This window comes from Polaribacter sp. WD7, assembly GCF_003335085.1.
GTDB lineage: Bacteria > Bacteroidota > Bacteroidia > Flavobacteriales > Flavobacteriaceae > Polaribacter.
This window is the reverse complement of record NZ_QPEJ01000016.1, coordinates 82,961-108,005: the sequence shown is the minus strand read 5'-3', so window position 1 is coordinate 108,005 and position 25,045 is coordinate 82,961. Positions and strand designations below refer to the sequence as shown.

General features: G+C 30.6%; 22 protein-coding genes. 16 read left to right on the top strand and 6 right to left on the bottom strand.

Annotated elements, in window-relative coordinates; all coding sequences use genetic code 11:
• Positions 1–16: 16 nt before the first annotated feature.
• The 4 genes from DUT90_RS04525 (at position 17) to DUT90_RS04510 (ending at position 3,205) form a co-directional block, all read left to right on the top strand.
• Positions 17–970: a phosphoribosylaminoimidazolesuccinocarboxamide synthase gene (locus tag DUT90_RS04525; protein WP_114425814.1), complete on the top strand. Its 954-nt coding sequence runs from the start codon at positions 17–19 to the stop codon at positions 968–970.
• Between the two features lie 123 nt (positions 971–1,093).
• Positions 1,094–2,284, top strand: a complete 1,191-nt coding sequence (gene fabV / locus DUT90_RS04520; protein ID WP_114425812.1) for an enoyl-ACP reductase FabV — start codon at positions 1,094–1,096, stop codon at positions 2,282–2,284.
• A gap of 80 nt (positions 2,285–2,364) precedes the next feature.
• Positions 2,365–2,844, top strand: coding sequence for a hypothetical protein (locus DUT90_RS04515; protein WP_114425810.1), 480 nt, complete (start codon positions 2,365–2,367; stop codon positions 2,842–2,844).
• Positions 2,837–3,205, top strand: coding sequence for a glyoxalase (locus tag DUT90_RS04510; RefSeq protein ID WP_114425808.1), 369 nt, complete (start codon positions 2,837–2,839; stop codon positions 3,203–3,205). Before DUT90_RS04515 ends, DUT90_RS04510 begins: the two co-directional genes overlap by 8 nt.
• Positions 3,206–3,566: 361 nt before the next feature.
• On the opposite strand, the gene DUT90_RS04505 is transcribed toward DUT90_RS04510, so the two are convergent.
• Positions 3,567–4,358 (bottom strand): TerC family protein, encoded by a 792-nt coding sequence (locus DUT90_RS04505; protein WP_114425807.1) that lies wholly within the window; start codon positions 4,356–4,358, stop codon positions 3,567–3,569.
• A 48-nt stretch (positions 4,359–4,406) separates the two neighbouring features.
• A complete protein-coding gene (locus tag DUT90_RS04500; protein ID WP_114425805.1) occupies positions 4,407–5,186 on the bottom strand; it encodes a sulfite exporter TauE/SafE family protein in 780 nt (259 codons plus the stop codon).
• A gap of 52 nt (positions 5,187–5,238) precedes the next feature.
• On the opposite strand from DUT90_RS04500, the gene acs reads away from it, so the two are divergent.
• The 3 genes from acs (at position 5,239) to DUT90_RS04485 (ending at position 10,101) form a co-directional block, all read left to right on the top strand.
• Positions 5,239–7,146: an acetate--CoA ligase gene (gene acs / locus DUT90_RS04495; RefSeq protein ID WP_114425803.1), complete on the top strand. Its 1,908-nt coding sequence runs from the start codon at positions 5,239–5,241 to the stop codon at positions 7,144–7,146.
• A gap of 251 nt (positions 7,147–7,397) precedes the next feature.
• The gene (locus DUT90_RS04490; RefSeq protein ID WP_114425801.1) at positions 7,398–9,164 is read left to right on the top strand and encodes an ABC transporter ATP-binding protein; all 1,767 of its coding nucleotides are present in this window, start codon (positions 7,398–7,400) and stop codon (positions 9,162–9,164) included.
• A 175-nt stretch (positions 9,165–9,339) separates the two neighbouring features.
• Positions 9,340–10,101 carry a DUF6503 family protein gene (locus tag DUT90_RS04485; RefSeq protein WP_114425799.1) on the top strand — a complete coding sequence of 254 codons (762 nt, stop codon included), beginning with the start codon at positions 9,340–9,342 and terminating at the stop codon, positions 10,099–10,101.
• 39 nt (positions 10,102–10,140) lie between these two features.
• On the opposite strand, the gene DUT90_RS04480 is transcribed toward DUT90_RS04485, so the two are convergent.
• The 3 genes from DUT90_RS04480 to DUT90_RS04470 all read right to left on the bottom strand — a co-directional run bounded on the left by DUT90_RS04480 (position 10,141) and on the right by DUT90_RS04470 (position 13,109).
• Positions 10,141–10,689: an NUDIX domain-containing protein gene (locus DUT90_RS04480; protein WP_114425797.1), complete on the bottom strand. Its 549-nt coding sequence runs from the start codon at positions 10,687–10,689 to the stop codon at positions 10,141–10,143.
• On the bottom strand, positions 10,690–11,841 hold the full coding sequence (locus DUT90_RS04475; protein WP_114425795.1) for an aminotransferase class V-fold PLP-dependent enzyme: 1,152 nt from the start codon (positions 11,839–11,841) through the stop codon (positions 10,690–10,692).
• Positions 11,842–12,020: 179 nt separating this feature from the next.
• The gene (locus DUT90_RS04470) at positions 12,021–13,109 is read right to left on the bottom strand and encodes a M42 family metallopeptidase (protein ID WP_114425793.1); all 1,089 of its coding nucleotides are present in this window, start codon (positions 13,107–13,109) and stop codon (positions 12,021–12,023) included.
• A gap of 230 nt (positions 13,110–13,339) precedes the next feature.
• Between DUT90_RS04470 and DUT90_RS04465 the strand changes: the two genes are divergently transcribed.
• The 3 genes from DUT90_RS04465 (at position 13,340) to DUT90_RS04455 (ending at position 18,835) form a co-directional block, all read left to right on the top strand.
• Positions 13,340–14,227 carry an ABC transporter ATP-binding protein gene (locus DUT90_RS04465; RefSeq protein ID WP_114425791.1) on the top strand — a complete coding sequence of 296 codons (888 nt, stop codon included), beginning with the start codon at positions 13,340–13,342 and terminating at the stop codon, positions 14,225–14,227.
• Between the two features lie 58 nt (positions 14,228–14,285).
• Positions 14,286–17,936 (top strand): M1 family aminopeptidase, encoded by a 3,651-nt coding sequence (locus DUT90_RS04460; protein WP_114425789.1) that lies wholly within the window; start codon positions 14,286–14,288, stop codon positions 17,934–17,936.
• A gap of 80 nt (positions 17,937–18,016) precedes the next feature.
• Complete coding sequence (locus DUT90_RS04455) at positions 18,017–18,835, top strand: DNA alkylation repair protein (protein ID WP_114425787.1); 819 nt, start codon at positions 18,017–18,019, stop codon at positions 18,833–18,835.
• Positions 18,836–19,319: 484 nt separating this feature from the next.
• On the opposite strand, the gene DUT90_RS04450 is transcribed toward DUT90_RS04455, so the two are convergent.
• Complete coding sequence (locus DUT90_RS04450; RefSeq protein WP_114425786.1) at positions 19,320–19,703, bottom strand: DoxX family membrane protein; 384 nt, start codon at positions 19,701–19,703, stop codon at positions 19,320–19,322.
• Positions 19,704–19,778: 75 nt separating this feature from the next.
• On the opposite strand from DUT90_RS04450, the gene DUT90_RS04445 reads away from it, so the two are divergent.
• The 6 genes from DUT90_RS04445 (at position 19,779) to coaBC (ending at position 24,935) form a co-directional block, all read left to right on the top strand.
• Positions 19,779–20,855 carry an esterase-like activity of phytase family protein gene (locus DUT90_RS04445; RefSeq protein WP_114425784.1) on the top strand — a complete coding sequence of 359 codons (1,077 nt, stop codon included), beginning with the start codon at positions 19,779–19,781 and terminating at the stop codon, positions 20,853–20,855.
• Positions 20,856–20,890: 35 nt separating this feature from the next.
• Positions 20,891–21,406, top strand: coding sequence for a DUF6913 domain-containing protein (locus DUT90_RS04440; RefSeq protein ID WP_258848498.1), 516 nt, complete (start codon positions 20,891–20,893; stop codon positions 21,404–21,406).
• Positions 21,407–21,510: 104 nt separating this feature from the next.
• Positions 21,511–22,386, top strand: coding sequence for a 4-hydroxy-tetrahydrodipicolinate synthase (dapA, locus tag DUT90_RS04435; RefSeq protein ID WP_114425783.1), 876 nt, complete (start codon positions 21,511–21,513; stop codon positions 22,384–22,386).
• 147 nt (positions 22,387–22,533) lie between these two features.
• Positions 22,534–23,394, top strand: a complete 861-nt coding sequence (locus DUT90_RS04430; protein WP_114425781.1) for an outer membrane protein assembly factor BamD — start codon at positions 22,534–22,536, stop codon at positions 23,392–23,394.
• A gap of 12 nt (positions 23,395–23,406) precedes the next feature.
• The gene (locus DUT90_RS04425; RefSeq protein ID WP_114425779.1) at positions 23,407–23,727 is read left to right on the top strand and encodes a DNA-directed RNA polymerase subunit omega; all 321 of its coding nucleotides are present in this window, start codon (positions 23,407–23,409) and stop codon (positions 23,725–23,727) included.
• Entirely contained in the window at positions 23,727–24,935 is a 1,209-nt protein-coding gene (coaBC, locus tag DUT90_RS04420; protein ID WP_114425777.1) for a bifunctional phosphopantothenoylcysteine decarboxylase/phosphopantothenate--cysteine ligase CoaBC, read from the top strand. Before DUT90_RS04425 ends, coaBC begins: the two co-directional genes overlap by 1 nt.
• Positions 24,936–25,045: the final 110 nt, after the last annotated feature.

Below are 25,045 nucleotides of genomic sequence, written 5' to 3'. Positions count from 1 at the left end.
AATAACAATTATAATAATGAACACAATCAACGAAACCAATTTTCAGTTTCCAAATCAAAAATCTGTATACAAAGGTAAAGTAAGAGAGGTTTACAATATTAACGATGAACTTTTAGTTATGATTGCCTCAGACAGACTTTCTGCCTTTGATGTTATTTTACCTCGTCAGATACCTTTTAAAGGGCAAATTTTAAACCAGATTGCAACTAAAATGATGAACGATACTGCAGATATTGTTCCAAATTGGTTAATTGCTAATCCAGATGAAAATGTAGCTGTAGGTCATTTGTGCGAACCTTTTAAAGTAGAAATGGTCATTAGAGGATACCTTTCAGGTCATGCAGCTAGAGAGTATAAATTAGGAAAAAGAATACTTTGTGGCGTAGAAATGGCAGAAGGTTTAAAAGAAAATGATAAATTTCCAACTCCAATAATTACGCCGTCTACTAAAGCAGATAATGGAGAGCACGATGAAGATATCTCTAGATCAGCTATTTTAGCAAAAGGAATTGTATCCGAAGAAGATTACCTTGTTTTAGAAAAATACACCAGAGCATTATTTCAAAGAGGAACAGAAATAGCTGCTAAAAGAGGTTTGATTTTAGTAGACACTAAATATGAATTTGGTAAAACTAAAGATGGTAAAATTGTGTTGATTGATGAAATTCATACACCAGACTCTTCTCGTTATTTTTATGCTGATGGTTATCAAGAAAGACAAGATAATAATGAAGCTCAAAAACAATTGTCTAAAGAATTTGTGCGTCAATGGTTAATAGAAAACGGTTTTCAAGGAAAAGAAGGTCAACAAATTCCAGAAATGTCTGATGAAAAAATAATCGAAATTTCTAACAGATATATAGAGTTATACGAACAAATTACAGGAGAGTCTTTTGTAAAAGCAACTACAGAAGATGTATTGCAAAGAGTAGAAAAGAACGTAAACTCTTTTTTAGCCAACCAAAACTAACACCTCTATAAAAAAGTAATTTAAAAAAATCAGATATACTCAACATGACAATTGTTGATGTCTATCAGAGTAACTTTAAAATGAAATCATAAAAACAGTATCGAGAATTTAAAACAAACAACAATGATAATAGAGCCAAGAGTTAGAGGGTTTATTTGTTTAACAGCGCACCCAAAAGGATGCGAACAAAATGTAATTAATCAAATAGAATATATAAAGTCTAAAGGAGAAATTGATGGTGCAAAAAAAGTATTAGTAATAGGTGCTTCAACGGGTTTTGGTTTAGCGTCTAGAATTACAAGTGCTTTTGGTTCTAATGCTGCAACAATTGGAGTTTTCTTTGACAAACCAGCAAAACCAGGAAGACCAGCATCACCAGGCTATTACAATACTGCTGCTTTTGAGCAGCAAGCTCATGCAGAAGGCTTGTATGCTAAAAGTATAAATGGAGATGCGTTTTCTAACGAAATAAAACAACAAACCATTGCTTTAATCAAAGAGGATTTAGGTAAAATTGATTTGATAATTTACAGTTTGGCATCACCCGTAAGGACACATCCAGAGACAGGAAAACGCTATAAATCCGTTTTGAAACCTATTGGAGAAAAATTTACGAATAAAACTGTAGATTTTCATACAGGTAAAGTTTCCGAAGTTTCTATAGAACCAGCAGAAGGAGAAGATATTGAAAACACCGTAACAGTTATGGGGGGTGAAGATTGGAAAATGTGGATAGATGCGTTAAAAAATGCTGATGTTTTGGCAGAAGGAGCTACCACAGTTGCCTATTCTTATATTGGACCAGATGTTACAAAACCTGTATATAGAAACGGAACCATAGGTGCAGCTAAAGATCATTTAGAAGCAACGGCTTTCACCATTTCTGATGATTTAAAACCTTTAGGTGGTAAAGCATATGTTTCTGTAAATAAAGCTTTAGTAACCCAAGCAAGTTCTGCAATTCCTGTAATACCACTTTATATTTCATTGCTGTTTAAAATAATGAAAAACAAAGATATTCATGAAGGCTGTATAGAACAAATACAACGTTTGTATAGTGAGCGTTTGTATACTGAAGCAGAAGTACCGTTAGATGAAAAAGGGAGAATTAGGATTGATGATTGGGAGATGTACGAAGATGTACAGGAAGAAGTTGCTGCTTTGTGGGAGCAAGCTACATCAGAAAATTTACCAGAAATTGGTGATTTAGAAGGGTATAGTAACGACTTTTACAACCTTTTTGGTTTTAAAGTTGATGGTGTAGATTATGAGGAAGAAGTAGAAGAGGTTGTTACCATTCCTAGCGAACAATAAACAAAATAGTAAACTAAAAAAACCTCACAAACTTTAATTTTGTGAGGTTTTCTTTTTTATCTTAAGAAAAAATAGAACTGATGAAAGCAGTAACTATAAAACAATTAAAAGACGAACTCTCTCATAAAACAGCTAATGAGTTAAAAGAATTGTGTTTACATTTGTCTAGATTTAAAAAGGAAAACAAAGAATTACTTACCTATTTGTTGTTTGAATCTCATCATGAAGAAGGGTACATACAGTCTATAAAAGATGAAATGGATGTACAGTTTGAAGAAATTAATACCAACAGTTTTTATTATATTAGAAAAAGTGTAAGAAAAATATTATCATCTACTAAGAAATTTATTAGATATTCTAAAAAGAAAGAAACCGAAGCAGAATTATTATTGTATTTCTGTAAGAAACTTAAAGAGTTAAAACCTTCTATAAAAAGAAGTACCAGATTGCAAAATGTTTTTGATACACAGGTAAGAATGATACAAAAAGCAATAGATAAACTGCACGAAGATTTGCAATATGATTTTAAACTTGAACTTGCACAATTGTTAGATGAATAAAAAAGAGAGACCAGTTATACAAAGCATTGTAAACAAGAGCACAACAGTTACAGAAAAGTTTCAAAATGAAGTCATAAGACCTGTAATTAAAATGCAACATAAATTATTAATAGTATTATTTGAAGATTATTTATTTGAAAAAAAAATAGAGTTTGCTTTGGTATCAAAAGATAAAAAAAGTCAAAAAATACAATCTATTTTAAAAACAGATTTAAAATTTAGAACATTAATTTTAGGTTGTATTGTGGGGTGTTTTTCGGTAGAAGAACTAAAAATATATAATGCAAATAGGTCAGAATTTAGTAAAAGAATCAATCAAATTATTATTCAAAGATTACAAGATACGTATTCTATAAACTAAAAAACCGCTGATGGATTCAGCGGTTTTAACAATCAACCAAAAACTTCTTTTATTTCACGAATAGTATTCGCTATATAGAAGTATACTTTTCTATTTTGTCCTACAAAGATAACTCTTTATTGTTTAATAAAATGTTAAAAATATTAAACAGTATGTTAATTTGTATAGAGTTTTTTTAAATATAGAATACTCAATCTTAGCTGGTATTTTTTACGACAAATCAGTAATATATATTAGCCAAAACTTAAGTTGCTAGAGCAACTCTTCTTACAATTACAGTTTTAGAAGAATACTGTAGAATACATTTGTTTTAAATGTAAAAACAAATTACAAGATTAAATAAAAAATCGTTTTAAATTAGTTATTTACCAGACATCAATTTTTTCTGATATTTTCCTTGCACTATATCTATGACAATTAAAACAGCAATAACAAAATAGAAAGTTGTTTTGCTCATGGGCACTATTTCTTCACCAAAGAGCTTAATATGTGCTAAATGGCCACCTTCTGTCACAAGCATGATACCCACTATAAAGAGGATAAAAAGACCTAAAACTTCATACATTCTATTTTTTGCTAAAAAAGTAGACACTTTATCTGCTAAAAATAGCATAATTAAACCGCTAATAACAATAGCTATAGCCATAACAATAAAAGCTGTAGTTGCGTTTTCTATCTCGTTTGTTAACCCTATAGCAGCCAAAATAGAATCAAAAGAAAACACTAAATTCATAATTACGATACTAAAAATTGCAGCATTTGCGGTCTTATTTCTGCTAGTGTCTACCATTTCAGAGGCGTCTAAGTCTTTTGTAGATATCATATGCCAAATTTCTTTGATAGCTGTGTAAATTATAAAACCACCACCTATTAACACAATAATACTATGTCCATTAAATGCAAATTTTACCATATCATCTATACCGCCCGTTAAAAAAGCAAACGGTTCTTGAAAATAATCGATAATAGAGACCAGTAAGAAAAGTAAAACAATTCTTAATCCGATAGCAATTAAAATACCTAGTTTACGTACTCTTTTTTGATCTTTTTCTGGTGCTTTTTTAGACTCTAAAGAGATGTACAAAAGATTATCAAAGCCCAATACAGCTTGTAAAAGAACCAACATAATTAAGGTAAAAAGAATTTCTAACATAATTGCTTAACATTTAAGATTCAAATATATTAAACTAATTTTGAGTTTTTAATACAAATATTTGATTAAAATTCTGAAACTTACCACCGCAATTAAAACTGCTGTAATTTTTTTTAACAGAATAGGAGTAAACAGGGTAGCACTAATTCTGTTCCCTATTTGTCCGCCAATAAAAACGGTACCTAGTAAAACAGAAGTTAAATTCCAGTCAATATTAAAATTAGGATTCAAATATTGACCCAATATACCTGAGGTAGAATTAACCAAAATAAAAACACTGGCAGTTGCAGCAATTTTTTTAGGCGTATCCCAGTTTGATAAATGTAAAATAGGAGCTAAAAAAATTCCGCCTCCTATACCAACCATTCCAGAAATAAATCCAATAATACCCCCATAAGTAGCATTTTTGAACGGGTTTGTAGAAGATGTCTTGTCATTCTCAGTAACAAAACGTTTAGACAACCACATGGTAATTGCAGCAAATAAAAGCGTAACCCCTAATAGTATAAAAAATAATTGTTGGTTTATTTTGAGGTATCCTCCTAAGAAAGATAGAGGTACGCTCAAAAAAACGAGTGGACCTATTTTTTTCCAATCTATTTGTTTTTGTTGATGATATAAAATAACATTACTGCTAACAACCATAATATTGCACAATAATGCTGTTGCTCGTATTTGAGTAAAAATTATTCCTGTTAACGCAAGTATGGCCAAATAACTAGAGCCACCACCAAAACCTACAGATGAGTACAAAATTGCAACAATCAAAAAAAGCACAATGACGTGCCAGTTATTAAAAATTGACTCAAAAATAATTTGAATATTCATAAAGCAAATATAATTTTCTATTTTTATAAAGTATAAAACAAGCAACTGAATTATGAGTAATTATCATATCAAACATTTAGAAGAATATTATCAAGTTTATCGAAAATCTGTTAGAGAACCAGAAAATTTTTGGGAAGAAGTAGCAGAAGAACATTTTTTATGGAGAAAAAAGTGGGATGCTGTTTTAGAGTGGGATTTCTCTAAACCAGAAGTAACTTGGTTTAAAAATGCAAAGTTAAACATTACAGAAAATTGTATAGATAGGCATTTAGCTACTAGAGCACATAAGACCGCTATTTTATTTGAGCCTAATAATCCAGATGAAGAAGCCCAACATATTACTTATAAAGAACTTTCTGAAAGAGTAAATCAGTTTGCAAATGTTTTAAAAGAACAAGGAGTTAAAAAAGGAGATAGAGTATGTATTTATGTACCTATGATTCCAGAATTGGCAATTTCAGTATTGGCTTGTGCAAGAATAGGCGCTATTCATTCTGTTGTATTCGCAGGCTTTTCATCTACAGCATTAGCTACAAGAATTAATGATGCAGATTGTAAAATGGTCATTACTGCTGATGGTTCATATAGAGGAGCAAAAACCATCGACTTAAAAGGAATTGTAGATGAGGCTTTAAACAAATGCCCTTGCATAGAAACCGTTTTGGTAGCTAAGAGGATCAATTCAAAAATCAACATGAAACAAGGTCGTGATCAATGGTTGCAACCTTTGTTAGACAAAGCATCAACAATTTGTGATGCTACAACAATGGATGCAGAAGACCCGTTGTTTATTTTGTACACATCAGGCTCTACAGGAATGCCAAAAGGAATGGTACATACCACAGCTGGCTACATGATTTATACTGCTTATACATTTAAAAATGCATTTCAATACAAAGAAAATGATGTGTATTGGTGTACAGCAGATATTGGTTGGATTACGGGACACTCTTACATTGTATATGGTCCTTTGTTAAACGGGGCAACAACAGTACTTTTTGAAGGTGTACCCAGTTATCCAGATTTTGGTAGATTTTGGCAAATCGTAGAAAAACACAACATCAATCAATTCTATACAGCTCCAACAGCTATAAGAGCCTTAGCAAAACATGGTACCGAGTTAGTTGATAAATATGATTTATCTTCTCTAAAAGTGTTAGGTTCTGTAGGAGAGCCTATAAATGAAGAAGCGTGGCATTGGTATAATGATAACGTGGGTAAAAAGAAAAGTCCAATTATAGATACTTGGTGGCAAACAGAAACAGGCGGTATGATGATTACTCCAATACCATACGTAACCCCCACAAAACCCACATACGCTACATTACCATTTATAGGAATTCAACCTTGTTTAATGGATGAAAACGGACAAGAATTAAAAGGCAACCAAGTAGAAGGTAGGTTGTGTATAAAATACCCTTGGCCAAGTATGGCAAGAACCATTTGGGGAAACCACCAGCGCTACAAAGAAACCTATTTTTCTGCATTCCAAAACAAATATTTTACAGGCGATGGTGCTTTACGAGATGAGGTAGGGTACTACAGAATAACAGGTAGAGTAGACGACGTTATTATTGTTTCTGGACATAATTTAGGTACAGCGCCTATAGAAGACGCTATAAACGAGCACCCAGCTGTAGCAGAGTCTGCAATTGTTGGTTTTCCTCATGATATTAAAGGAAGTGCATTGTACGGTTATGTAATTTTAAAAGACGCAGGAGAAAGCAGAAATCATGACAACCTACGTAAAGAAATCAATCAAGCAATTTCAGAAAAAATTGGCCCTATAGCCAAATTAGATAAAATTCAATTTTCAAACGGATTGCCTAAAACACGTTCAGGAAAAATTATGCGTAGAATTTTGCGTAAAATAGCTGCTAATGAAATGGATAATTTAGGTGATGTGTCTACACTTCTAAATCCAGAAATAGTACAAAGTATCATAGATAACAAGTTATAGTTTTTTAGAAGCTATTTCCCGCTTTCCGTTACAATCTCTGAAACAAGTTCAGAGGATTTCCACTGCAATCGGGGCTAAACTTGTTTGAAACTTTTTTGAAAAACTTTCCAATCAATTGGTATAGAATAAGCCTCACACCTTTTTAAATTTGTGAGGTTTTTATTATATATCGTACTTTTGCTAATATATTACATACTTACTATAAACACAGTAATTTACAGCGCTAAAACTCAATATTCTCAACACCATTTATGCAACATCTCAAAGATTCTAAAAAAGAAAAAAATAAAGGAAAAGTTTCTATAGGTAAAGCCTTTAAAACCATTATTTGGCCTAGAAGAAACTTAGTGTTTATAGGTTTAATTTTAATAGTAATTAGAAGTTTAGCAGGTTTAATATTGCCTTGGCAGAGTAAAATTTTGCTAGATGAGGTTGTGCCAGATAAAAATATGCAACAATTATATTCTTTAATAGGTATTGTATTATGTGCAATTTTAGTACAAGCTGTAACCTCTTTTCTTTTAACAAGAATTTTAAGTGTACAGGCACAATACTTAATTTCAGAATTAAGAGCACAAGTTCAAAAAAAAGTATTGTCTTTACCTATTAGTTTTTTTGACAATACAAAATCAGGTGCATTGGTTTCTAGAATTATGAGTGATGTAGAAGGGGTTAGAAATCTAATAGGCACAGGTTTGGTGCAGTTGGTAGGCGGTACCATTACTGCAGTTATTTCTTTGATCATTTTAATAAATTTAAATCCGTGGATGACTTTATTTGTTTTTTTACCAATCTCTATTTTCGGTATTGTAGCGTTAAAAGCCTTTAAATTTATCCGTCCAATTTTTAGAACACGAGGCAAAATTAATGCAGAGGTAAAAGGTAGGTTAACAGAAACGTTAGCTGGTGTAAGAGTAATCAAAGCGTTTAATGCAGAAGAACAAGAAAATAAAGTTTTTGAAAAAGGAGTAGAAAAACTCTATCAAAATGTAAAAAAGAGTTTAACAGCAACTGCATTAATGACTAGCTCATCCACTTTTTTAATAGGTGTGGCCACTACAGGAATTATGGGTATAGGAGGGTATTATATGATTCAAGGCGATATGACATCTGGAGAGTTTTTGTTTTTTACCTTAATTTTAGGTTTTATGATTGCACCTATTGTGCAAATGAGTAATATTGGAAGTCAATTAACAGAGGCTTTAGCAGGTTTAGATAGAACAGAAGAGTTAATGAACAAAACTGCTGAAGAAGATAACCTAGAAAGAAATATTGTCTTAAATAACACAGAGGGAGAAATTGTTTTTGATGATGTTTCTTTTGCTTATGAAGAAGATAAAAAAGTCTTGCACAACATTAGTTTTAAAGTTCCTGCAGGATCTGTAACTGCATTGGTTGGCAGTTCTGGTTCTGGAAAATCTACCATTGCAGGTTTATCTGCCACATTTTTAAATCCGAATTCTGGTACCATCACCATAGACAATCAAGATTTATCAAAAGTAAAGTTATCAAGCTACAGAAAATACCTCGGAGTGGTGTTGCAAGATGAGTTTTTATTTGAAGGCTCTATAAGAGAAAATATTCTTTTTCCAAGACCCAATGCAACAGAGGCAGAGTTACAAAATGCGGTAAAAGCAGCCTATGTAAACGAATTTACAGACAGATTTGATAAAGGCTTAGATACCTTAATAGGAGAAAGAGGAGTAAAACTTTCTGGAGGGCAAAGACAAAGATTGGCTATTGCAAGAGCTATTTTGGCAAATCCAAAAATTATTATTTTAGACGAGGCTACTTCTAATTTAGATACCGAAAGTGAGGCTTTAATTCAGAAAAGTTTGTCAGAATTGGTTAAAAACAGAACAACTATTGTAATTGCACACAGGCTAAGTACCATTAAAAAAGCAGATCAAATTTTAGTAATTGAAGCCGGTAAAATTGCAGAAAGAGGAACGCATGAGCAATTAATTGAAGCCAAAGGAAGGTATTTTGACTTGTATACGTATCAAGCTAAGATTTAGGTAAATTCAACTTTTAGAAGTTGTGTAAAATACATAAAAGTAAGACGGACTATTAGTTCTTTTTTTGACGCGTATTTTCTTAAGTTGTACTCAGGTTATTTTAAGATATTATTTACAATACAATTAAATCTATTTTTCGTTCTTTGTAATCACCAGAAAATAAAACAATCATTAAATGAAAAAAATACTAGTATTATGCGTTCTAATTTTTATGATTTCTTGTAAAAACGAATCTAAAAAGGAAGCAGAACAAAGTAAAGTCAAAACAACCATAAAAGAGAGTTTTCCAAACGAATTGGGTGAAGTTTTTAAAAAACATGGAGGTATAGAAAATTGGAGAAAGATACAGTTGCTTTCTTTTAACAAAGGGGAAGAGGTGCATACAGCAGATTTATACTCTAGAAAAACAGTAATTAACTCTCCAAAATATTCTTTAGGTTTTGATGGTAAAAATGTTTGGTTAGATGAAGAAGTAGAAGGTTCTTTTAAAGGGAATCCAGAATTTTACTACAATCTCTATTTTTATTTTTATGCAATGCCTTTTGTTTTGGCAGATGACGGTATAACATATGACAAAGTACCTGCTATTTCTTTTGATGACATAGAATATCCTGGATATAAAATTTCATATGAAGCCAATATTGGGAGTTCTCCAGAAGACTATTACATTATATACTATCATCCTAATACTTATCAAATGGAATGGTTGGCGTATACGGTAACATTTAATTCTAAAAAGCCTTCAGAAAAATACAATATTATAAGATATAACAAATGGGAAAATACGAACGGAATAGTTTTACCAAAAGAAATAACTTGGTATAAAAAAGATGATAATGGAAACCCAACAACTCCTGCAAGACCAGCTACAGAATTTACATTACCATTACTCAGTGAGGTTAGTTTAGGAGCATCTTTTTTTGAGAAGCCACAGTAGATAATGAGATACTTTGTCTAAAAGCAATCATCAAAGTTTTTAAGATGATTGCATTTGATTTAGAATAGCTGTGTAAACAGAAACATAATAATCATGAAACCTAGAGAGCAAAACGTTTTCTAGGTTTTTTGTGTCTTTTAAAACAGACAATTCAAAGAGTTGTATAGCGTCAACTTCTTCTTTTTGAATGGTTAACTGCTCCACAGCAACTTTTAATTCAGTAATAAAAACATGATGGTGCTCATTATCTATAATTCCGTTTGCGTGTTGTACTTGGTGAATTCTAGTACCTATTTTAATGAAATCTTCTTGCTGTAAATCAAGTCCAATTTCTTCAAAAACTTCTCTTTTAGCACTTTCTAAAATACCTTCACCAGCGCCAATATGTCCTGCAACTGAGATATCCCACAAACCAGGAAAAACTTTTTTGCTCAACGCTCTTTTTTGCAGTAATACTTTTCTGTCTTTGGTAAATAACCAAATATGAACAGTGGCATGAAACCACCCTTTTTGATGCGCTTCAGATTTTAGTGCTGTTTTTCCTGTTGGTTTACCCTCAGGAGTTAAAATATCTATAAGTTCGTCCATTTATAAGCAAGATGCTATACAGTTGATTAGTTTTTGAAAATCAGCCTTTGTATTGTAAACATGACAAGAAAGTCTAATATAATTTCCTCTAAAAGAAATAAAAATTTTATGATTATTTAGTTTACTCTTCAATAAATCAATATCTAGGTTTTTTGGCAATTCAACACCAAATAAATGATGGGTTCTAAAATCATCATCTTCAATAAAACACCCTAAGGCTTTCAGCTTTTTTACAGCGTCTACGGTAATTACTTTACAGTATTCTTGAATGGCTTCGGGTGTCCACTCAATAACTTGCTTTAGTGCAGCAATTTGCATTTTAATATGAATAAAATTAGCATGCTCTCCAACAGAATACCTATTTGCAAGAGGTTTGTATTTAGGTTGATAAGATGTTAAAGCGCTCATGTTTTCACTGTCTAAACGGTTTGTCCAGTTTTCTTCTAAAGGTTTTCCGTTGTCAAAATACTTGCCAAAATAAGCATACCCAGATCCATAAGGGCCAAAAAGCCATTTGTAACCCGCACATATTAACGCATCTGGTTGAATTTCTTTAACAGAAAAAGGAAAAGCACCTATAGATTGGCTTCCATCAATAATCAATAGTGCATGATGCTCTTTGGTTTTTTTTCTGATATTTTTTAAATCAAATAAGGTTCCGTTAGCCCAATGAATGTTACCAATAGCAACAAGAGCTGTTTTTTCTGAAATGGCGTTTACAATAGCTGTATTCCAATTTTTTCCTCGATTTTCAGTAATTTTAGGCATCTCAATAATCTTGAGTTTAGCCTCAAATTTTTGTGCTAATTTCTCCCAAATATAGTAGTTGCTTGGAAATTGACTTTCTACCAATAAAATTTCATCATCTTTTTGCAAAACTACATTATTAGCAACTGTTGCCATACCATAAGAAGCAGAAGGTATGTTGGCAATTCTGTTATAATCATTAACCTCTATCAATGTTGCAAAAAGTTTTTTCACCACTTTTACAGGCTCAAAATAGCTTTCTGTTGTAATTTTATAAGGATGACTCTTTTCTAAAACACCGGCTATAGCTGCTTGTTCAACAGCAATAAAACTAGGTGATTGACTAGCGATATTTAAATAGGTAATATCATCAGGAATAGTAAATAAGTGTTTTTGATGTTGCATTTTAAAATGTAAAGAAAGTAAGTTTTTTTGTAATAATTATTCAGGTTTTAGTGCTAAAAGTCTTTTTAGCATGTTGAATATGAAAAAAACACATAAAAATGTATCGAGAACTTCTTTACTTGAGATTTCTCGATACAATTTTATAGGGTCTTTTCTATTTATTTAAAAAGAGGTTTTAATTATTCAAAATAAGAAAAAGTATCTCCGTTTTTAATATTTAGTAATGTCTCATAAATCATTTTAATAACATTTTCTACATCACTTCTATGTACCATTTCTACCGTAGTATGCATATAACGCAATGGTAATGAGATAAGCGCAGAAGCAACACCACCATTGCTGTAAGCAAAAGCATCTGTATCTGTACCTGTTGCTCTAGACAAAGCAGAACGTTGAAAAGGAATGTTTTTAGCCTCAGCAGATGAGATTACCAAATCGCGTAATTTTTGTTGTACTGCAGGCGCATAAGCTACCACAGGACCTTTACCTAATTCTAAAAGACCTTCTTTTTTCTTTTCTATCATAGGGGTGGTTGTATCATGTGTAACATCAGTAACAATAGCTACATTAGGTTTAATTGTTTGCGTTATCATTTCTGCACCACGCAAACCAATTTCTTCTTGAACAGCATTTGTAATGTACAAACCAAAAGGAAGTTCTTTTTTGTTTTCTTTAAGCAAGCGTGCAACTTCAGCAATCATAAATCCGCCCATTCTATTATCTAAAGCTCTACAAACAAATTTATCATTGTTTAAAATATGAAATTCATCAGGGTACGTAATAACACAACCTACATGAACATCCAATTTTTCTACTTCTTCTTTGGTAGCACAACCTACATCAATAAAAATATTATCTGGTTTTGGTGCTTGTTCGTTAGATTTGTCTCTTGTATGTATAGCTGGCCAACCAAAAACACCTTTTACAATACCATTCTTGGTATGAATATGTACTACTTTACTTGGCGCAATTTGGTGGTCAGAACCTCCATTTCTAATAACGTAAATTAAACCATTGTCTGAGATGTAGTTTACGTACCAAGAAATTTCATCAGCATGTCCTTCTATAACTACTTTATATTTTGCATCAGGATTAATTACCCCTACAGCTGTACCATATGTGTCTGTAATAAAGGTGTCTACATAAGGTTTTAGGTATTCCATCCAAATTTTTTGCCCTTCCCACTCGTAGCCTGTAGGAGCCGCATTATTTAAATAGGTCTCTAAAAAATCTAATGACTTTTGATTTAAAATTGATTTTTCTGCCATATTTTCTGTTTGTTAAATTTAAATTGATTTGAGATTTTTATTTTAATACTCAAAAGATATAGACGTAAAAATAAAACGATTTTTTAGCATTTCAATTAAAATAATCACAAAAAGGTGTAACAAAAGTTCTTATTTTTACACATATGTATAATTCTTATTTTTCTTAAATAAGATTTTGAAATAGATTTTTAGCATACATACTTTTAAGAAATAAAACAAAACCTGGTATCATGAAATTAGTAATAGAAAATTTGACTAAAACGTATAAAAATGGAGTAAAAGCAATAGATAACTTGAGCATAGAAATTGGTACAGGAATGTTTGGTTTGTTGGGGCCTAATGGTGCAGGAAAATCATCTTTAATGAGAACTATTGCAACACTTCAAAGTCCAGATTCTGGTAGCATTACTTTTGGTGATATTAATGTATTAGAAGACAACATGTCTCTTAGAAAAGTGTTAGGTTATTTGCCACAATCTTTTGGAGTGTATCCAAAAATGTCTGCAGAAGATTTATTAGATTATTTTGCTACTTTAAAAGGAGTGGCTAAAAAATCTGATAGAAAGGCTTTGGTAAAAGAAGTATTAGAAATTACCAATTTATATGACGTTAGAAAAAAGTATGTAGCTGGTTATTCTGGAGGTATGAAACAACGTTTTGGTATAGCACAATTGCTTTTAAACAACCCCAAATTAATAATAGTAGATGAACCTACAGCAGGTTTAGATCCTGCAGAAAGAGTTCGTTTTTTAAATGTGTTAAGAGAAGTTGGTACCAATTGTACCGTTATTTTTTCTACACATATTGTAGAAGATGTTAAAGAGTTGTGTAATGAAATGGCCATTTTAAACGGTGGTAAAATTTTAAAACATACAACTCCGCAAGAAGCTACGTTAGAAATAGAAGGTGTTATTTGGACTAAAACCATCAACAGAGACGATTTGGAAATGGAAGAAAAAAAGTTTTCTATTTTATCTTCTAGTTATAATCAAGACAATACGCTTAACATTAGGGTATATTCAGTAGAAAAACCATCAAGAGAATTTGTGCAAGCCAAACCACAGTTAGATGATGTGTATTTTATGGCATTACAAAAAGATGAACCAGAATTAGTGTAATACAATATTTCTAGTTTTAACAACACAAATACAGACTTCAACTTATACACCTTAAAATATGTTTTCAACTATTTTTAAACAAGAATTAAAATACTGGTTCAATAAGCCAGCTTTTTATATTTATGCAGCCATCTTTTTATTATTGGCATTTTTCTTATCTTCTGCAACAGCAGGACTTTTTGATTCTGTTACAGCAACCACAGGCTCATCACGAATTGTAAATTCTCCTTACGGTACGTCAACTCTTTTCAATGCATTAACCATTTTTATATTTTTCTTATTTCCTTCTATTGTTGGGGTGTCTATTTACAGAGACTATAAGAGTGAAATGCATACTATTTTGTATTCATACCCATTTACCAAAACCAATTACTTATTTGCTAAATTTTGCAGTGGTATTGTAGTTATTACTTTAATTGTTTTGTGTATTGCTCTGGGTATGATTGTTGGATTTCGTTTTCCAGGAACAAATCAAGATATTGTTGGTCCTTTACAGTTTACAACTTATATAAAAACGTATTTTGTATTTATTTTACCAAACGTATTTTTATTTGGGGCAATAGTTTTTGCTGTGGTTACTTTTTCTAGAAATATTGCAGCTGGTTTTATTACAGTAATTGTATTGATTTTTGCACAAGGGGTTTTAGAAAGTATATTGTCTGAGCCAGAACAAAGAGGCTTATTTGCAATTTTAGACCCTTTTGGAGGTGGTGCAGTTAGCTACTACACGAAATATTGGACAATGTCTGAGCAGAATGAACTACAAATCCCAATTAAAGAGATGGTAATATACAATCGCTTGTTATGGTTGGGTATTTCTAGTTTAATTTTTGGGTTGGTGTACAAATTATTTACATTTAGTCAAAACGCAATTTCATTCTCGTTCAAAAAACAGAAAGGTAAAAGAATTACAAAGTCTAATTTTAGCGGAATTACAAAAATTATCTTACCCAAGGTAACGTATGATTATTCTTTTGTGCAAAACCTTACAACAATGTGGAGGTTATCTATATTAGATTTTAAATACATTGTAAAAAGTTGGGCATTTATTTCTATTGTTTTGGTAGGTTTGGTTTTAATGATTGTTGGTTTATCTGAAATTGGCAATTTATTTGGAACAGCTACTTTACCTGTGACTTGGAAAATGATAAGTATTGGAGGTGTGTTTAAAATAGCAATTAATGTATGTACATTTTTGTATGCAGGTATGTTAATTGCTAGAGCAAAAATTAGTAAAACAGACCATTTAGTAGATGCAACTCCAGTTCCTAATTGGACGCTTTTACTCTCTAAGGTGCTTGCATTAGTAAAAATGCAAATAGTATTATTGGGAGTTATAATGTTAGCGGGTGTTTCATTTCAAATCTATAAAGGATTTTACAATTTTGAAATTGGCCATTACCTATACGAATTGTATGTTTTAAATTTCCTTAATTATTTTATTTGGTTGTTATTGGCGATGTTTGTTCAAACGCTAATTAGAAACCCATATTTGGGTTTATTTATATTATTAGTAGTTTCTATTGGTACGCCATTTTTGTCTTTGGCAGGTATAGAACAAGCTATTTTTAAATACAATGAAGGTCCTGGTTTTAGATATTCAGACATGAACGGATATGGAATTTTAACGCCATATTTATCTTACAAACTATATTGGATTCTTGGTGGTTTATCTTTATTGGTATTGTCTTTTTTCTTTTGGGTTCGTGGTATTCTAAGTTCGGCATCAGAACGATTGTCTATCGTAAAATCAAGATGCAAAGGAGTAGCAGCTGTTGGTTTTATTGTATTTTCTGTAGCTTTTTTAATTGTAGGATTTTCAATTTATAAAGAAACTGGAGTTAAAGGAAAAAGAACATCTGCAAAACAAGCTGAATTAAATGCGGTTAAATGGGAGAAAGAGTATAAAAAATATGAAAAATACGCACAACCTAGAATAGTGGCAGTTTCAACAGAGGTTCATATTTTTCCAAAGAAAAGAACCTACAATGCATCAGCAACCTATACTATGGTTAATAAAACAGAAGAGGCTATAGATAGTGTATTTTTAAATCATAATTCGTTAGAAAGTTCATTTGAATTTAGCAAAACCAATGCCTTGGTTTTAGAGGATACTATTCAACATTTTGATATTTATAAATTTGATACACCAATTTTACCAGGAGACACACTACAATTGTCTATTGCAGTAAAAAGTAAGCAAAATACAACCTATAGAAGAAAATCTCCAATTAGAGAAAACGGAACATTTATCAATAATTTTCAAATGTTTCCGTCTTTAGGATATTCGCCAAGGGCAGAATTAACAGATAATAAAACACGTAAGAAATACAATTTGCCTCCTAACAATTTACGTCCTCATCCTTCAGATTCAACAGCTCTAGGAAATACTTACATATCAAAAGATTCAGATTGGATAGATTTTGAAGCAACAGTATCTACTTCTAAAGATCAAATAGCTATAGCACCAGGTTATTTACAAAAAGAATGGGAAGATGGCAATCGTAAATACTACCATTATAAAATGGATAGTAAAATCTTAAACTTTTATGCATTCAATTCTGCTAGGTATCAGGTGAAAAAGGAAACGTACAAAGGTATAAGTTTAGAGATTTATTATCATAAAGGACATGAGTACAATTTAGATAGAATGATGAAAGGAATGAAAGCATCATTAGATTACAATTCAGAAAATTTTAGTCCGTATCAACATAGACAAACTAGAATTATAGAGTTTCCAAGAACTGGCGGAAGTTTTGCGCAATCGTTTCCAAATACTATTCCGTTTTCAGAAGGCGTAGGTTTTATTGCAGATGTAGATGATAGCAATGATGATGGTGTAAACTACCCATTTACCATTACAGTGCATGAGGTTGCGCATCAATGGTGGGCACATCAAGTAATAGGGGCAGATGTTTTAGGAGCCACGATGTTATCAGAAAGCTTATCAGAATATGTAGCCTTAAAAGTGTTAGAGCAAGAACATGGCAAAGACAAAATGAGAACATTTTTAAAAGAGGCTTTAGATGCCTATTTATTACAAAGGACCTTAGAAACTAAAAGAGAAAAACCGTTAATGTATAATGACGGACAAGGTTACATTAGATATCAAAAAGGTTCTTTAGTATTTTATGCTTTAAGCGATTACATAGGAGAAAAAAAGTTAAACGGAGCATTGAAAAAGTATGTAGAAAAAGTAAAATTTCAAGAACCACCTTACACAACTTCTATAGAAATGGTAGACTATATACGCAAGGTAACTCCAGATTCTTTAAATTATATCATCAAAGATATGTTTGAGACGATAACTTTATATAGAAATAGAGTGTTAGATGCAAAAACAACAGTTTTGGATAATGGAAAATATGAAGTAGAAATTGAGTTTGAAGTGTCTAAATACAGAAATAGTGAAAAAGGAAAACGTTATTATGGAGAGCAAGTAGGAGATACATTGACCTACAAATCAGACAAAATGAAAAAACCGATATTATCTGTACCTCTTGCAGATTATATAGATATTGGAATTTTTACAGAAGAAGAAGTTGATGGAGAAATAAAGGTAAAAGAGTTGTATTTGCAAAAACATAAAATAACAAGCATTTACAATAAAATTACAATAATTGTAGATCAAAAACCAATAGAAGTAGGTGTAGATCCATACAATAAATTAATAGATACAAAGTCTGAAGATAATAGAAGAAAATTGTAAAATATTTGTAAACAAAAGGTTTTAATAAAATAAATACTTAGTATAATATCATAGATTTTGTCAATTAGTAAAACTTTAAGATGAATAAAGAAATACTCAATCGTAAAGGGGCTATAAAAACGCAAGACATTCCAAAAGAAGTTTTAGAACTATTAAATAAAGGTTATATTGAATCAGTCAATTTAACAGAATGGCTAGCTGTTGATCATCTAAAACTTATACATACAAATTTTTTAGAAATTGGAATTTCAGCTGAGAATATAGTAGCGATTTGTGAAAAAATAAAATTTCAAAAAAAGCCTTCTACGATGAGTACAATACAATTAGTTGGATCAGTAATTTATGAACTGTATTCAGATAAAACAGAAATTAACTCTATCTTCAATAAATTAAGTTCTCATATATCAGATACTATTCGTTGCTACGCGCCTTACCTTAAGTCTTTGAATGATAAATTAAGCATAAACGAAAAACTAAATCAGTCCAAAAAATTAGTGGCAGACACTCATTTTGGAGTAAGAGAGGTTGTTTGGATGGCTTTACGCCCTGAGATTGATAGCAATTTAGAAAGATCAATAAATATTTTAAGTAGTTGGACAAAAAATAGAGATGAAAATATAAGACGATTTACAACTGAGTCAACAAGACCAAGAGGTGTATGGTGTAAACATATAGAAAAATTAAAAGAAACTCCAGAAGTAGCTTTACCTATTCTTGAAAATTTGAAATCAGATACTTCAAATTACGTTCAAAATAGTGTTGGAAATTGGTTGAATGATGCCAGTAAAACAAGACCTGATTTTGTAATTGGTCTTTGTGAAAAATGGAAAATAGATTCACCTACAAAGGAAACTCAAAAAATAATAAAGAGAGCAAAACGAACAATTGATAAAAAATAACTGATAGAATTATAAGTTAAATGATGAAGAAAATTTTAATGTTTTACCTTTTTAGTGATATTCGTCAACTATGAAAATTGCCTTTAAGATATAAACTACCAAAAAATTTTTGGAGTAATGAATTATATTACACTAGTCATTATGAACAAAGACACACCTATAAAAATGTTTGAAAATTTATCGTAAAAAAAAGATTTTTAAGAATAAATAAAAAAACCACTACATTTAGTAGTGGTTTTTGGTTCTAAATTAATAGATATTACTTTTTTATTTTTTTGTCAATTATTAGTTTAGGGGATTCTAATAGTTAGGGGAATGACTCAAAATAAATTTACTTCATATTTATTGATTTAGGGGTTAAAAGGTATAATTATTACTAATTACAATGTAAAAGTATAAACTAAAAATAGATAATGCAAGTTTTTTTAAGTTTTTTTTAAGAAATACTATTTAAAAAAATAATAAGAATCTGAACTACAGTAGCTTATTTTTTTAAAAAAGGAATATAATCTTTTTCAGAAACTAAAATTATAATTCCTGTAAGAAAGATAAAAATAGCAGACCCAAAAAGTAACCCTCTATCATTATTATGGGTGATTCCAATTTTTGTCAAATGAGAAAATATAGCACCTCCCATAAGACTTATAGTTAAAAAAGCTCCTAGCCAAATCCTTTTAGGAACAAATAGTAATACAGAAGCAATTAATTCTAAAATACCAGTTCCTATTCTCATAATAGCCTCATTGTCTCCAGCTAATTTAGTAAAGAGATCTACACTTTCTTTTGCACCATTAAATTTATAAAACAAAGTTTGTAACATAATAATAGCTGCAATAGATTTAATTGTAAAAAGAAACTTTGTGTTCATTATTGTTTGATTTAATTTGTAGACGATACATATAAAGTATACTTACAAAATCATAACTTTGTTAAAACTATTGTAATGAAAAAAATAGTATTCCTTTTAATTGTTTTTTGCTGTTTTTTAAACGTTGTATCAGGACAGGTAAAACTTAACTATTTAGACGAATTTATAATTCAAGATTCTCTAACCTTTAAAAATACCATTGTTGGTGGTTTGTCTGGAATCGATTACGCGCATAATACCTTTTATTTTGTGGTAGATGATGCGCAAAATCCAAGAATTATATCAGCAAAAATCAAAATTAACGATGGTGAAATTCAAAACGTACATTTTACAGATGTTGTATTGTTAGAGAAATCCAAGCATACTTTTTTTAACAATAATACCCTAGATTTAGAATCTATTTTTGTTGATGAGAAAGAAAATATTTACTTAGTAAGTGAAGGGTCAATCAAAAAAAAGAAATTACCCTCTGTTTTTAAAGTGGATAAAAAAGGTATTTTTTTAGAAAGGTTTCATTTACCTAAACATCTATCAAATCTAAAAAACATTAAACACAATGCAGCTTTTGAAGCTTCTTCAAGAGCGATACATAAAGATGGTTTTTGGATAGCTATGGAAGGTGTTTTAAAGTCAGATGGTAAAGAGGCAAGTTTTCAAAAAACTAATTCGCCGATACGAATTACATATATACATAAAAGCACGAAAAAAGCAATTCATCAATACGCATATCAATTAGAAGCGATACCAAAACCACCTAAAGGAAATATAAATTTAAACGGAGTTACAGCAATACTAGAATATAAAAAAAATAGTTTTTTAGTCGTAGAAAGAATTTATCAGAATGGATATGGCGCATATGGCAATACCATTAAAATATTTGAGGCTACAGTAGACGAAAACACAACAAATACTTTACAAATAGAGGCGCTTGTAGATAACGTGTTTTATCCATTAAAAAAAAGATTACTTTTAGATTTTGATGATATTAGAAATCAGCTTACAGAAGGTATTGTAGATAATATAGAAGGCATCACGTTTGGTCCTAAATTATCCAACGGAAACCAATCTTTATTACTAGTTTCTGATGATAATTTTCAGATTTATGGCAAACAATTAAATCAATTAATTTTGTTAGAAATAGTAGATAAATAATTCTTATTTTTACCTTAGTTTAGTTATAGCAAAAGATGAATTTTACCAAACTTAAAGAGAAAAAAATACGCAAGACAATCTCAAAGTTATCTAAAAAAAATGAAGAAAATAGAGTTGTTTCTCAGGATAAAATTAAATCTATAGGAATTTTAACTACAGATAAGGTATCTTCTCAATTAGAATTACAGTCTGAAATTGAATCCACTCTAGGAGTTAGAAACACTAAAATTTATAGTTTTAGAAGATTTAATAAAACAGAAGAGATTTCTTATAGGCATTTCTCTGAAAAAGATGTGAATTGGAAAGGTGAGTTTCATCAACAAAATTTCAAAAGCTTTTTAGAACAACCTTTTGATTTATTAATCGCGTATTTTGATGACAAACATCTATATTTAGAATTAGCGACCTTACAATCTAGAGCCTCATTTAAAGTGGGATTTTCTCAAGTAAATTATAAACTATTTGATATCGATTTTTCTTTAGAAACTATTGATATTCAGCAGTTCTCTAGTGAATTAAAAAAATACCTTTCTATTTTAAATAAACTCTAAAATTAAACTATAATTTTAAAATTGTTTATTCTCAATTAACTTTATAAAGTTTATCATTAAAATCAATCTTAAAATTGTAATTTTGCATATTTAAATAGAATATAATGCAAAAATTTGTTGGCACGGGAGTAGCTTTAATTACACCATTTAAAAAAGATTTAAGTGTAGATTTTGACGCACTTATTAAGTTGGTGAATTACAATATAGAAAACGGTACAGATTACCTTGTTATTAATGGTACAACTGGTGAAAGTGCTACAATTACCCCAAAAGAAAAGCAAGAAATTATAGATGTTATTATAAAAACAAATAACAGTCGCTTACCTTTAGTTTTAGGCGTTGGAGGTAACAACACAGCATTGGTTGTAGAAGAATTAAAAACAAGAAATTTTACAGGGATTGATGGTATTTTGTCTGTTGCTCCTTATTATAGTAAACCAACTCAAGAAGGATTTTACCAACATTATAAAGCCATTGCAGAAGCTACAGATTTACCAATTATTGTATACAATGTACCAGGAAGAACTGCCAAAAACATGGAGCCGGCAACAACACTTCGTTTGGCAAAAGACTTCAGTAATATTGTAGCTGTAAAAGAAGCAGGGAATAACCAACAACAATACTATACCTTATTAAAAGCCAAACCAGCAGATTTTTTAATTATCTCTGGGGATGATGATTTGGCATTTGGAGTAACTTTAGCAGGAGGTTCTGGAGTTATTTCTGTTATTGGGCAAGCTTTTCCTAAAGCATTTTCTACAATGATTAATTATGGATTGAAAGGAAATGCTAAAGAAGGATTTGATATTCATTTTAAAATGATGGATGTTATTGATTATATTTTTGAAGAAAATAATCCTGCTGGAATAAAAACTGTTTTACAAGAATTGGATATTTGTAACAATGATGTAAGGTTGCCTTTGGTTAAAGCGTCTTCTCAATTACAAGGTAAGATAGCAAAGTTTGTAACTAATTTTTAGTTTAGTTAATACGCCTTAAATTTTAAGATTAACAAATTTTTAGTATGGCAAAATGCTTTATTGAAGCTTTTTTGCAGATTATTGTAGTACAATTTTTTAGACAAAATATCGTTTTAATAATCCATAATAAATTACTAATTTTGCCCGATGCTGAAAATTAAAAAAATATCGTTTTTATTGCTAACTTTAGTACTACTTTCTTCTTGTGGAGAGTATCAAAAAGTGCTAAACAAAGGTACTGTAGAAGAACAGTATAAATTGGCAGTAAAAATGTATGAAACCAAAAAATACGCTAAAGCATTGCGTTTGTTTGAAAAGATAACACCTTCATACAGAGGTAAACCACAGATGGAACGTATTGCTTTTATGGTTGCGCAATCAAATTTTAACGAAAAAAGTTATGCACTTTCTGGGTATTATTTTGATCGTTTTACAAAAAATTATACCAAAAGCTCTAAAAAAGAAGAAGCTGCGTACTTATCTGCTTACAGTTATAAATTGGCATCTCCAAGTTTTAGTTTAGACCCCACAGATACAAACAAAGCGCTAGAAGCTTTTCAGAATTTCATCAATACTTATCCTAATTCAGATAAAATTGAAGAAGCCAATAATCATTACAAAGATTTAAGGTATAAATTACAAAAAAAATACTTTGAAATTGCCAAAACATATTACAAAACTGCAGACTACGATTTACGTAACTACAAAGCAGCTATTCAAGCTTTTGATAATTTATTGGCAGATTATTTAGGTTCAGAATTTAAAGAAGAAGCTTTGTTTTACAGGTTAAAAGCAGCTCATGATTTTGTGTTGAAAAGTACTGTAAGAAGAAAACCAGAGAGAGCAGACGACGCTATAGAGGCTTATGATAAACTAAAAAGAAACTTTCCAGAATCTCAATTTATGGAAGAAGCTGATGAAATGTTAGCTACTTTGCAAAAAGAGAAGAAAGACGCTGAAGATTTGATAGCAAAACAACTAGAATTACAAAACTCATTAAAGAAATAATAAAAACGGATTATGGATTATAAAGATACTAAAGCTGCAATATCTACAATCACTTATAACAAAAGTGAAATTGAAGCTCCTACAGAAAATATTTACGAAGCAATATCTATCATTGCTAAAAGAGCTACTCAAATAAACGGAGATTTAAAAAAGGAATTGGTTGAGAAATTAGACGAATTTGCTACGTATAATGACAGTTTAGAAGAGGTTTTTGAAAACAAAGAACAAATAGAAGTATCTAAATTTTACGAAAGATTACCAAAACCTACAGCTATTGCAGTAGAAGAGTGGTTAAGCGACAAAGTGTACTTTAGAACTCCTGACGAAGAATAATGTCTGTTTTAAGCGGTAAAAAAATACTTCTTGGTATAACAGCAGGAATAGCCGCCTACAAAACGGCTAGTTTAGTTCGTTTATTTATAAAATTAGGTGCAGAAGTTAAAGTTGTTATGACTCCTGCATCTAAAGATTTTATCACTCCACTTACATTATCTACACTTTCTAAAAACCCAGTTCACTCTACTTTTTATGATAAAGAAGATGAAAACGAATTGTGGAATAATCATGTAGATTTAGGGCTTTGGGCAGATTATTTTTTAATAGCTCCGGCTACGGCAAATACTTTATCTAAAATGGCAAATGGTACTTGCAACAACTTGTTGTTGGCAACCTATTTGTCTGCAAAATGTCCTGTATATTTTGCACCTGCAATGGATTTAGATATGTATAAACACAACTCTACAAAACAAAGTTTAGATAAATTACAATCTTTTGGAAACGTGATGATTCCTGCAACTTCAGGAGAATTGGCAAGTGGTTTGGTAGGAGAAGGTAGAATGGCAGAACCAGAAGATATTGTGTCTTTTATAGAAAAAGATGTTTTGTCTAAATTACCTTTAAAAGGTAAGAAAGTATTAATTACAGCAGGCCCAACTTATGAAGCTATAGATCCGGTTCGTTTTATAGGAAATCATTCTTCTGGTAAAATGGGTTTTGCCATTGCTAACACTGCAGCTAATTTAGGTGCAGAAGTAATTTTAATCTCAGGGCCAAGTCATCAAAAAATTCAACATTCATTTGTAGATAGGATAGATGTAGTATCAGCAAACCAAATGTATGCTGCTGCACACAAATATTACAACAGCGTAGATATAGCTATACTTTCTGCTGCAGTTGCAGATTATGCACCAAAAAATAGTGCATCTCAGAAAATAAAAAAGAAAGATGCTTCGTTAGAGATACAGCTAGCACCTACAAAAGATATTTTAGCATCTTTAGGAGCAATTAAAAAACATCAATATTTAGTAGGCTTTGCTTTAGAGACTAATAACGAATTGGAAAATGCAAAAGGAAAGTTACAAAGAAAGAATTTAGATGCTATTGTCTTAAACTCCTTGCAAGATAAAGGAGCAGGTTTTGCTACAGACACAAATAAAATTACTATTATTGACAAAGATTTGAAACAAAAATCATTCGAATTAAAATCTAAAGTAGCAGTAGCTAAAGATATTATGAATGAAATTATCAGTAAATTAAGTTAAAAATTTCTTGATACAAATTTGATTTTTTTAAATTTATTTGGTGTACCAAAGGTCTGTCAGTTATAATGATTTTAGGAATAAAAATAGTATCAAAAACAATTTAAAACATC